Source organism: Salinisphaera sp. RV14 (genome assembly GCF_052044135.1).
Lineage (GTDB): Bacteria > Pseudomonadota > Gammaproteobacteria > Nevskiales > Salinisphaeraceae > Salinisphaera.
The window spans coordinates 318,356-328,978 of record NZ_JBQDYF010000002.1 but is presented as its reverse complement, the minus strand read 5'-3'; the positions used below and the strand labels follow the sequence as shown (position 1 = coordinate 328,978).

The following is a 10,623-nucleotide window of genomic DNA, read 5'->3' as shown; positions in this document are numbered from 1 at the left end:
GGATTTAGCCATGAACCTCGCGGCCTGTGAATGATGGGGTTTGTGGATCGCTTACGGCTTTCGGGAGGGTGATCCGGCGAACCGGCTGGGGCCGGTAGCGCCCGTCACGCAGCTGGTCGCGAATCGTCGGCCAAGCGGTCTTGAGGTGGGCGCCCGTCCGGGCTATATCCAGCCCGTCGACACCCGCCGCACCGCGGTTGGCTTTAACTCGTTTCCAGGCGCGTTGCAGGTTGTCTCGTGCAAGCACCCGCTCTAGCAGGTCTTGCTTGGTGTCTCGGGCTTCCGATCGCGGGCGGGTCGTTTCATCGCTGACCGGCGTGTTCACGGCTTCACCGCTGCCACGTCCGTCCGCCTTGCTTGGGCAAGCATCTGATGCCATACGTCTCGCATCGACCGGTCCTTTAACACCTCTTCTCGTTTGGCCCTTCACCGTCACCGGCTACTATGGCCTCGGCTGACTTCTCGCTCCGGAAACACTCCGTTGCCCTTTCAGGCATAAGGCGAGATCTCCCCGGATAAGAACACGATCCGTCACCGCACAGCCGCCGGATTTACGTTGCCACGCCTTGGCCATGAGAGCTTCGCAGTGTCCCGCCTGCTCGCCCTGCCTGACAGCGCCTTGATATCCGATTCTTGTTCATCGGCTCACGGCTTCGCTCCACGCTTCCTCCCCACGCTCGGTCGCCCTCACGCAGTTGCGCTTCGCTTCATTCGTTATGGCCTACTTATGAGAGGACTTTCACCTCCAAGATCGTGCCCATGCCGGGCGTACGGGAACCCGAAGCGCGGCAGCGCTTCGGGCGGTCAACTGCAGCGGATTGTTGGGTATCATCTCGGAATACTGAAAAATCGCAGGAAATACGTATCGGGCAAATGCTTATATTTAATTTTTAAATCCGCGCAAATCGCTTTCATTAGCTGGATAAGAGCGTCGTCAGCAGCATTGGCGGCACGTGAACTTTGAGGTGTCTCGACTACTTTCCAGAGGTTTTCCATAGCGTCAATCACAAGCTGGCTATCCGAGAACACAATCATTACTTCGTTAATTGCTTCTTGGAACTGGTGTTCGTGGACACGATGCCTGTTGCCGAATAACTTACGTGCGGTCTCGACTTTCAGTCTTCGGCGCTCGAGCCACGAATAGAACCCGAACGAGAGCACCACGCCGGCTATCCCAGAAAGCAATGAGGCAACTAATGCCACTAATACGGCTAATGTTGTCAATCTTTCTCCTTAAATACCCAACGCTGAAGCTCAGTTGCCGCCGGAGCAGCCATCGGCTGCGGAGGGGACCCGAAGCACGCCAGCGCTTCGGGCGGTCAACTGCAGCGACTTGTTAGCCACTAATATCAAAAAAGCTTATTAGTAATATCACTGGCGGCATTTTTTCCTGCGCGATGGTCACTACTGGTTTTAGGCAAAATAAAGGTGTATCGATTGTCACTGCGAAAAACGATTTTAAAATGCTTGCCGTCTTCAGTTATCGTGAAGCCTAGTGATTCTAACGACGAGCGTTTTTTTGAACTCATTTTTCGGTAGTCGCTCAAGGTCTCTTTAATGCATTTTTCAATCTCTTCCATGTCAGAGCCTATCGCATTTGCGGCTATTAGATCGTTTACCACATGTTCTCTGCGACTTCCTTCGTGAGTATTTTTTACTGATTCCTTTAACGCTAATATTATTAGGTCATGAATTTCTTGAGGGTAAAGGTCTTGCTCTTCGCCTAAAGTTAAGAGCATTCCCGAATCAGAGCCAGCATTGTTGTCGTAGCGGCGCAGCTCTGCCTTAAGTTTATAAATTTCGTTATCAGCTTCGCGAATACGCTGCTCCTTCGCTTTAAGCTCGGTGTCAAAAGCTTCAACATATTCGTCCACTGACGAAGACTTATTCTCTCTCAGGGCATTTATTCGGACACGAGATAGCTCTTCTTGAAGGTGAAGCCAGGTGCAATTCGTCGTGAGGCGACGATTGGAAAGCGCTTGCTGCAGCTCGTCAGAAATTGCGCGTTGTAGAGCTATTGGATCGTCATCGTAGCGAGCCAAGAAGTAAGATTTTCGAGCACTACTTTGCGGCCAGTAGACACCAATAGTGCCGTCATAAACGTTCCTGCCGCGAACGAGATGACGTAATTTGGTAGAAAAACTTCTAGACGGCTCAACTACAACATGAGCTAATCCGGATACGAAAGGAGCCAAGCGCGCCGGATCGATAGCAAGAGTCCCATTGAAACCAACACTTACATAAACGATCGGTAATTTATTTTCCGCTTCGCCCTTTATCAAGGCTGCAGCGGCATGGACGTGCTGGTCTTTTAATACGAAGGGCTTATCCGCGACCGGGATTTGGCCATCCTCCCCACCACCTAAAGTCTTTATTACTTGCTTTATAATGAAAGGTTTCTTTGCGGCTGGAAGATTGACTAAGGTTCCAAGAGATTCACAGGATACTTGCACGCTAAAAAGTATCTCCTCATCTTCTTTTCGCGCTACAATCGCCGTTACCCAATTAAGCCCCTTATCCGTCTTACGATATTGCAGTCCCGCAATCTCATACTCAGCCGTACTTGCGGTAGCGAGAATGACAGTCTCGTGTCCGGCTTTTACTGTGAGTGAATCGTCTTTTGGTAAGGATTCGAACGACGACTCCTCTAACGAAGTATGAGGGCTCCCAGTTAGCCATCGGCAAGCTAAACGTAAGACGTCCTGTACCGTAACTTCGGAAGATAACGGGAATTCCGTACTGAAAGTAATCATTTCATTGCGTCAAAGTCTGTGGATCGTGTCTAACGCCCAAGCTCAGTTGCCGCCGGAGTGGCCGCAGGCCACGGAGGGAACCCAGAGCGCGGCAGCGCTTTGGGCGGTCAACTGCAGCGCATCGTTATACTTAAGACCACTTGCCAAGATTGAGTTCTCGCTTGTTACTAATTTAGCCGCCTTTTGTATAGTTCGAGGCGTTATTACCTGAGTGCGCCTTTAAAGCCTCAACAATCTCGTCAATATCGCCACTCTGCCGATTGTCCCATGCTTTTTTGACGGCAAAGCAGAACCAAATAAAAGTTATTATTGTTGAAATTATAAATAAAGCCTTCCACACGGCGGCATCGAGAAAAAAATCTCTGAACTGAGCCGCAGTGAGGCTCGCTACTAAAGTAATGCAGATACTCGCAGGCAATGTCCATTCGCGCTTGGCCGTCAACTTATCTCTATGTTTTATTAGGCAAAGATGCACTTTATCTGCGGTGGTTACTATTACTTCCTGGTCAAGGCTCTTGTGAACGGTTAGCTGACGAGAGAAATCTTCTTGTAAATCGATTTGACCATCCGAGGTATTCATGATTTGTCCTCGGTGGTTGAAGGAAGCAAGCCCAACGCCCCAAGCGCATGTTGGCTCATAAAGCCGCAATTTGTGCAGATCAGTGCGGCACTTGGAATGCTCGGGCCGCCAAGCACCATGCCTTTTAGTTCACCTTGTAAGGCTTGATTAAAGTAACCATCGGCAACCGTCCAGCTCTTGCCTCCACACATTGGGCACGCATTTCTAACGCCCCTTTCCTCAAGACGTGATGCGACTTCTTTGCGCTGTTTATCGGTAAGCAAATTATCGTTCTTATTTTTTTGAGGCGAGTCATGGTTTTTTGCGCCTTTACTCATTCAAGTACCTTATTAGTTATCAAACGTTAGCCTGCTACTACAATTGCGTTTATATAGGTTTGTCATCTCTAAGGCGAGAGACGGTATAACGCCTAAGCTCAGTTGCCGGCCGAAGCGCGGCAGCGCTTTGGGCGGTAAACTGTAGCGCCTGGTTATACGCGCTCAACGAACCAATGATCCATGTAGGACATCACCTCAGGTATTGGCACCTCTCCAAAATCCTCTTGTTCGTGACCTTCCTGAATAAGGTTTTCCTCCAGAGCAGCCGTGAAATCGTTAAACGAATACCATATAACTTTATGACTCGGCCCCTTTCCAAGGACCTCCGTTACAAACCAATCACGTACGGCTTTGGTTAATCGCATCGGATCGTCGTCGTGGTTTTTGATATCGGACCCCGAAAGATCGCTGAGAGCAGCCTGATAGCGATAACGCTCTTTCTCCAAAATTAAAATTCTTTTATCTTGCCATTCGCCTTCTTTGAATTTTTTACATCCGAAATCGACACCTAATTCGAACGGCATGTTCATACGAGCTGGCTGATTTTTTTCAGTAGCTAGCAGCCTAGATAGGTCGTGAATTCCGAACTTACATTCCGCTATAAGTTCTATAATATGTGAAATACGCGTGGCGCCGGAATCTGCGCGCTCTAGGGTGAGGCGCGGATTAAAGCCTAGAAATTTTGCGGTAAAAATAATTGCCAAAAGTAGTTGCCGATAATCATCGTCAAATGGGCAATTGATAAAAACGCTTTGCTCGAAATTATTTTCGCTCACGCTAGCTACCGCTTGGTAATACGGCCATTGCGATCGTGAACTACAACTCGCGTGCCTTGCTTTTGGCTTATGGCCTTGGCTGCTTCGATAGCTTCCTTCTGTGTCGCAAATTTGCCAGATGCCCGAGCGGAGCCTTCCTTCTTAACGCTCCATCCGCCGGATGGGTTCCGTAGCACGTGATGTTTTTTGCCTGCCATATCTATTCTCAAGAACTACTGAAACGCGGTGCTATAGGTATAACGCCGAAGCTCAGTTGCCGCCGGAGCGGCCGAAGGCCGCGGAGGGAACCCGAAGCGCGGCAGCGCTTTGGGCGGTCAGCTGCAGCGACTTGTTGGGAAATTTCCTGCTAAGGCTACGACAGGTAGGCGAACGCAGCGAAGCAGACAATTCCCGATCCGTAAAGAATACCGCTGACATGCCTCAAAGCTATTTCCACACCTTCAGATTTTGGCGAAAATTTCTCGAGATTTTCAGCTAGCGAACACTTCGGGCTATCTGTCTTCGACAAACGATTAACCATGGTCTCGTATGCGCCGAGATCAAATATGCCGCTCAGCAGAACCAAAATTAGGGATACATAAGCGAGCAAGCTGCAGTTTGAATCTGAGAAAACTGTCTCTATTAGCGCAAGTTGCCCACCTGCTGTAGCGAGGACCAAAGAAATAGCCGCTTTATAAAAACTTGCGACAAGTTCCGCTGACACTTCGCTACTAAGTTTGCTCATATTACCCCTTGTCTGAACCAAAGTTGCTGTTCCCCAACGCCAAGTATACGGCTGAAAGTAGGTATAGCACTTCATCGCATTTTCGTATAGTAATAACCAAAGGCAATGCAGGCTGCCCGTTATGCGGCATGCAATAACAATAGACCGCTAACCAGTTATTAAAAATGCCTAAATCGCCCAATCAGCCGCCGAAGCTACTCGATCGTGTCCGCGAGCGCATACGGCTAAAGCATTACAGCATCCGAACCGAGAGGACGTATCTTGCCTGGATTCGTCGCTTTATCCTGTTTCACGGCAAGCGGCATCCCAACGATATGGGCAAGCCGGAGGTGGAGGCTTTTCTCACGCATCTCGCGGTCGACCGCCACGTGGCGGCGTCGACGCAGAATCAGGCACTGAATGCAGTGCTGTTTCTGTACAAGGAGGTGCTGGGCACGGAATTGCCGTGGATGGATGACGTGGTGCGCGTCAAGCGCCCGGCGCGGATACCGGAGGTGTTGAGCGCGCTGGAGGTCGCGCGCCTGCTGGCGCAGCTGGACGGTACTTACCGGCTGATGGCGTCTTTGCTTTACGGGTCGGGGTTGCGGCTGATGGAAGCGGTTCGGCTGCGGGTGAAGGATGTGGACTTCGAGTACCGGCAGATCGTGGTTCGTGATGCCAAGGGGGCGAAGGACCGGGTCACACCGCTGCCCGCCTCGGTCACGGACGCGTTGACAGCGCAAATCGATCGCGTCGCGGCGCAGCATCGGGCCGATCTCGCGGCCGGTTACGGTTCGGTTTATCTGCCCACGGCATTGGCGGAGAAGTATTCCAACGCGCAGACGGAACTCGCCTGGCAATACGTTTTCCCTTCGTCGCGGTTGTCGACGGATCCGCGGTCGGGCAGGACACGCCGCCATCATCTCAGTGAGAAGGGTTTGCAGCATGCGGTAAAGGGCGCCGTGAAGCGCGCCGGCATCCACAAGAAGGCCAGTTGCCATACGCTACGACACTCGTTTGCCACGCACCTGTTGGAGCGCGGCAACGATATCCGGACGGTTCAGGAGCTGCTCGGCCACAAAAGCGTGCAGACCACGATGATTTATACGCATGTGCTCAAGCTGGGCGGGCGCGGCGTGGTCAGCCCGCTCGATAGCTGAACTGCCCTGCTTCCGGCTATGGCCGATCAATTTTTAACCGGCCGCGCCGCGCCCATGCCGGCCGGGCCGATGGCCGACTTGCCCACGGCGTTATCCACAGATTCTGTGTATGGTTCGCCGCCCGGTACGTTGTGGCCGCCTTTCGGTTCGCGCGCAAGCTTCGCCCCGGCGAAGCGACGACGCGGCGACAAGCCCGGAGACGCCATTGGGCGCGATGAACCAGCGGCGGCGCGGCGCCCGGTTGCAATTTGGTCCCCGCCTGCGTAAACAACCGAGGGCCGGCCCGCCGGGTTGTGCGATATGCGAGCTCGGCGCGTTGGCACACGGTATCCAGCGCAGGCGCTCGCCCATGAACGACAGCACAGCCCCGTTTACCTTCATCGGGCGTATTCGCAGCATGCGATATGCCATCGCCGGCATTGGCGAGCTGCTCGTCAGCCAGCACAACGCCCGGGTTCACGCCGCGGCCACGGCGGTCGTGGTGTGCCTCGGGCTGGCCGTGGGCGTGACACCCATCGAGTGGTGCGTGCTGATTCTGGCGATTACCACGGTCTGGGTGGCGGAGGCGTTGAATACCGCATTCGAGCTGCTGTGCGATGTCGCCTCGCCGGATTTTCATCCGGTGGTCAAAAAGGCCAAGGACGTGGCCGCGGGGGCGGTCCTGTTGAGCGCTCTCGGCTCGGTGGCGGTCGGCCTGATCGTTTTCCTGCCGTATATCACGCGCTGGCTGTAGCCACAGGCGGCGAGCAACCGCCCCAACCCATCATCCGCGCGAGCACGGCAGACGGCCTCAAGACGAGGCCGCCCGCCGTCGGCTAGAAGTGGCCTTCGAAGCCCACCGTGCCGCCATGGCGCGACATGCTGACGGTGGGTACGAAGCGATCGGGCGAGAGGCCCAGAAACGCTTCGTCGGCGAATATGCCCACGAAGTGGCCGCTGGCCGCGCCCACGACAACATCCGAGGGATAATGTTTTCGACCGGCCACGCGCGCGTCCATCGCTTGAACATTTCTTGACCAGCGTCTTCAATGCCTTGCTGCCACGGGCTTTCGCGCAAACGGCCCACGGCCTTGTCCACAGATTCTGTGGGTTGTTCGCGGCCCCAGGGCGCGCGCGGCCGCCACTCAGTCGCCAGGGCTGAACACCGATCGATACGCATAAAGGCCGGGCTCGCCGCCGGTGGCCAGAAACAGTACGCGCTGCCCCGGCTCGAACCGGCCGGCGGTAATATCGGCCAGCAGTCCGGCCATGGCTTTGCCGGAATACACCGGATCGAGAAGCAGGCCTTCCAGACGGGCCACGCGCGCCACGGCATCGATCATGGCCGGGGTCGGCATGCCATAACCCGGCCCTCGATGACGGCCATCGACCAACGGGCAAAAGAGGCCGCGGTTGCCGACCACGCCCATGGCATCAAGCGTCTGCGCGATCAACTCGGTGGTACGCAGACGCGCGTCCGCTTCCTCGGCGAGCACGGTATAAGACAGCACCCGGCTCGGATCGCGGCGAAGGGCCACCATACCGGCGGCCAGACCGGCGTGGGTGCCGCCGCTGCCGTTGGCGGTGACTAGCGTATCGAACGTGATACCGAGCTTTTCTTCCTGGGCCGCGATCTCGTAGGCGCAGCGGGCATAGCCCAGGCAACCCAACGCCGTGGCACCGCCGGTGGGCACCACCAGAACACACCGTCCGCGCGCCTCCAGCGCCTCGGCGCGCGCCCAGGCTTCCTCGAGGGCGTCCACGTCGCCGGCGTGGGCCTGGATCCGGGCATCGAACAGGCGGTTGAGCAGGATGTTGCCGCTGGTCTCGTAGTCGGGATCGGCGCGCGGCACCACGCGGGTGAGCACGAGTTCGCAAGCCAGGCCGAGCCGGGCACAGGCGGCGGCGGTCAACCGGGCATGGTTGGATTGCAGCCCGCCGACGGTAATCACCGTGTCGACGCCCTCGGCCCGTGCCCGGCCCAACAGAAACTCGAGTTTGCGCAGCTTGTTGCCACCGCCGCCCAGGCTCATGTGGTCGTCGCGTTTGACGTGGATTTCGATGCCACGGCCGGCACGCCCGAGGCTGTCCTCCAAACGCGTGAGCCGCTGGATCGGCGTGACCCCGTCGAGCAGCGGCTGGTGTGGATGACCGAACGTGGGCAGGCGATGAACGGGCATGTCTGACTCTTCGGGTGATGGCGAGCGACCGGTCAGCCTTATTTTTACCCGATTATGCGACTTATCGGGCACCCCACCCCGGCCATCGCCCGATTGCGAAACAGCCTGGCGATTATTTGATCACCCTTCGCGCGCGCCGACGCCACGAGGGCCGGCACGATCTACCCACGGGCTTATCCACAGATTCTGTGTATGAGTGGGCGTTGGCCCCGGTCGCTCAACGCGAGACGCGTTCGCGATGCAGGCAAACCGGGGACAAGATGACATCCCGCAAGACGCAACGGCTTGTGGCGTCGGTCGGCGTCGCGCGCGAGGCGCGGCCACAATCCGCTTCCTGCGACCGACAGCCGATCACTTGAATCACGCCCGGCCACGCCGGGCTAATGCGGCATTCGTTCGTCGGCGGCTACCGCGCCATGCTTTATCAGCTCATGTACAGGCCGCCATCGATATTCACGGTCTGGCCGTTCATGTAGGCATTTCGCGCCAGATGCACGACCATGTCCGAGATTTCGTCGACCCGGCCGAAGCGCTTGACCGGGATCAGGTCCGGCGTGATGTTGTCGTTGCCCGCGATCATGTCGGTCTCGATCAGCGCCGGGGCGATCGCGTTCGAGGTGATGCCTTCGGTGGCCAGCATGCGCGCGTAGCTGCGCATCAGGCCGAGCTGGCCGGCCTTGCTGGCGGCATAATGCGGCCCGATCACCCCGCCGATATGGGCGGCAACCGACGACATCATGATCAGCCGGCCCCAGCCGCGTTCCCGCATTCCGGGCACCACCCGCTGCGACAGGACGAAGCAGGAAGTGAGGTTGATCTGCAGTGTTTCGTTCCAGCGCGTGGCGTCGATCTCGTGCAGCGGATAGATCGGGTTGATGCCGGCGTTGTTGACCAGAATCTCGACCGGGCCGAGTTCGGATTCGACCGTATCCACCATGGCATTCAGTGCGTCGTGGTCGGCCATATCGGCCTGCACGGCAATGGCGCGGCCGCCGGCGGCCTCGATCTCGGCGGCGGCCGCCCGGGCCTCGTCCGCCGAGCGGTTGTAACCCAGCGCGACCCGGCAACCGGCGTGGCCCAGCGCGATCGCCGCACCGCGGCCGATGCCGCGGGAGGCGCCGGTCACCAGGGCGACGCGGTCGTGAATATCATCCATGTTTCGTTCCCGTGTTCCAACATGCCGCCACGCTGCGCGAAGCCGGGCGTGCGGTCAATCGCAGGCCAGGCTCAATGCGGCATGACCCGCAGCTGCAGGGTATAGAACACCCAGATGGTGAGCACGATCATCAGGATCAGGATCGGCAGCGTGAACAGGGTGGCCGCGGTCTTCCAGCGATGACCCGGGTTCAGGTTGAGCCCCAGAAACAGGAACATCTGCACCAGAACGAGCGCGAAGGCGATGCCACAGAGCGCGCCGAACATGACCGGCCGGGGCAGCGCACGGGTGTGGACGAGCCCGAAGGCCAGCCCGCTCAGCATAATCGAAAGCCCATAGCCGACCGTATACGACACGATGCCGCCGAGCTGAACCTCGGGATGTTCGAGTGTTTCGTTGGAACGGCTCATCCGACGGCTCCCAGAAGATAAATAAACACGAACACACAGACCCAGATCACCGACTGGAACATGAAAAAGATCTTGAGGTTGAGCAGGCGCGAGACGACCGGTTCGGTCAGTCCCTTGAAGGCGACCTGCACCATCATCAGCAGCATCCAGAGGATGCCGACGAAAATATGCAACGCGTGCAGCCCGAGCAGCACGAAATAGATCGAGAGATAGCCGCTGCGCTGCGGCGACTCACCCTTGGCCAGGGCATGCGCGAAATCGTAGGACTCGAATCCGACGAACGCCAGCGCGGCCAGCGCGGCCAACGCCATGAGATTCACCAGCAGGGCCCGCTCGCCGGCTGCCATCGCCCGCATGCTGAGCCCGAGCAGCCAGGCACTGGAAAATACCAGCACCGAGTCGATGAAACCGTGCAGCGGCTCGACCACCTGCTGCGAGGTCGGCCCGCCGGCATAGTGCGTATGCAGCACCGAAAAAGCCGCGAACAGCGCCGCATAGATGATCACGTCGCTGAGCATGTACAGCCAGAAGCCGAAGGTACGGTTACCGATCAGATCCGGCGTGCGTTCCTCGAACAAGCGCGGCGTGCGGGCCTGCTCAAACAGCATG

Annotated in this window: 15 protein-coding genes; 2 read left to right on the top strand and 13 right to left on the bottom strand. The window is 57.0% G+C overall.

Features of this window, described 5'->3' with window-relative positions:
* Positions 1-4 precede the first annotated feature (4 nt).
* The 8 genes from ACS8Y6_RS04430 to ACS8Y6_RS04395 form a co-directional block, all read right to left on the bottom strand.
* Positions 5-325, bottom strand: a complete 321-nt coding sequence (locus ACS8Y6_RS04430) for a hypothetical protein (protein WP_440855043.1) — start codon at positions 323-325, stop codon at positions 5-7.
* A 503-nt stretch (positions 326-828) separates the two neighbouring features.
* On the bottom strand, positions 829-1,224 hold the full coding sequence (locus ACS8Y6_RS04425; protein WP_440855042.1) for a DUF6680 family protein: 396 nt from the start codon (positions 1,222-1,224) through the stop codon (positions 829-831).
* A gap of 125 nt (positions 1,225-1,349) precedes the next feature.
* A complete protein-coding gene (locus tag ACS8Y6_RS04420) occupies positions 1,350-2,753 on the bottom strand; it encodes a hypothetical protein (RefSeq protein ID WP_440855041.1) in 1,404 nt (467 codons plus the stop codon).
* Positions 2,754-2,925: 172 nt separating this feature from the next.
* Positions 2,926-3,333 (bottom strand): hypothetical protein, encoded by a 408-nt coding sequence (locus tag ACS8Y6_RS04415; protein WP_440855040.1) that lies wholly within the window; start codon positions 3,331-3,333, stop codon positions 2,926-2,928.
* Positions 3,330-3,650 (bottom strand): hypothetical protein, encoded by a 321-nt coding sequence (locus tag ACS8Y6_RS04410; protein WP_440855039.1) that lies wholly within the window; start codon positions 3,648-3,650, stop codon positions 3,330-3,332. Before ACS8Y6_RS04410 ends, ACS8Y6_RS04415 begins: the two co-directional genes overlap by 4 nt.
* Positions 3,651-3,802: 152 nt before the next feature.
* A complete protein-coding gene (locus tag ACS8Y6_RS04405) occupies positions 3,803-4,426 on the bottom strand; it encodes a hypothetical protein (RefSeq protein ID WP_440855038.1) in 624 nt (207 codons plus the stop codon).
* A 5-nt stretch (positions 4,427-4,431) separates the two neighbouring features.
* Positions 4,432-4,623, bottom strand: coding sequence for a DUF2188 domain-containing protein (locus ACS8Y6_RS04400; protein ID WP_440855037.1), 192 nt, complete (start codon positions 4,621-4,623; stop codon positions 4,432-4,434).
* Between the two features lie 155 nt (positions 4,624-4,778).
* Positions 4,779-5,150 carry a hypothetical protein gene (locus ACS8Y6_RS04395; protein ID WP_440855036.1) on the bottom strand — a complete coding sequence of 124 codons (372 nt, stop codon included), beginning with the start codon at positions 5,148-5,150 and terminating at the stop codon, positions 4,779-4,781.
* Positions 5,151-5,314: 164 nt separating this feature from the next.
* Here ACS8Y6_RS04395 and ACS8Y6_RS04390 point away from each other — a divergent pair, with 164 nt between their 5' ends.
* Positions 5,315-6,289, top strand: a complete 975-nt coding sequence (locus ACS8Y6_RS04390; protein WP_440851652.1) for an integron integrase — start codon at positions 5,315-5,317, stop codon at positions 6,287-6,289.
* A gap of 349 nt (positions 6,290-6,638) precedes the next feature.
* Positions 6,639-7,022 carry a diacylglycerol kinase family protein gene (locus ACS8Y6_RS04385; protein ID WP_440855035.1) on the top strand — a complete coding sequence of 128 codons (384 nt, stop codon included), beginning with the start codon at positions 6,639-6,641 and terminating at the stop codon, positions 7,020-7,022.
* Positions 7,023-7,104: 82 nt separating this feature from the next.
* On the opposite strand, the gene ACS8Y6_RS04380 is transcribed toward ACS8Y6_RS04385, so the two are convergent.
* From ACS8Y6_RS04380 to ACS8Y6_RS04360, 5 genes are all read right to left on the bottom strand, one after another.
* A complete protein-coding gene (locus tag ACS8Y6_RS04380) occupies positions 7,105-7,275 on the bottom strand; it encodes a hypothetical protein (RefSeq protein WP_440851650.1) in 171 nt (56 codons plus the stop codon).
* A gap of 138 nt (positions 7,276-7,413) precedes the next feature.
* Complete coding sequence (locus ACS8Y6_RS04375; protein ID WP_440851649.1) at positions 7,414-8,448, bottom strand: D-cysteine desulfhydrase family protein; 1,035 nt, start codon at positions 8,446-8,448, stop codon at positions 7,414-7,416.
* Positions 8,449-8,872: 424 nt separating this feature from the next.
* Positions 8,873-9,604, bottom strand: coding sequence for an SDR family NAD(P)-dependent oxidoreductase (locus ACS8Y6_RS04370; RefSeq protein ID WP_440855034.1), 732 nt, complete (start codon positions 9,602-9,604; stop codon positions 8,873-8,875).
* Between the two features lie 71 nt (positions 9,605-9,675).
* Positions 9,676-10,014, bottom strand: coding sequence for a cytochrome o ubiquinol oxidase subunit IV (locus ACS8Y6_RS04365; RefSeq protein WP_440851647.1), 339 nt, complete (start codon positions 10,012-10,014; stop codon positions 9,676-9,678).
* On the bottom strand, positions 10,011-10,622 hold the full coding sequence (locus ACS8Y6_RS04360; RefSeq protein ID WP_440851646.1) for a cytochrome c oxidase subunit 3: 612 nt from the start codon (positions 10,620-10,622) through the stop codon (positions 10,011-10,013). The genes ACS8Y6_RS04365 and ACS8Y6_RS04360 overlap by 4 nt, the downstream gene beginning before the upstream one ends.
* Between the last annotated feature and the right edge of the window lies 1 nt (position 10,623).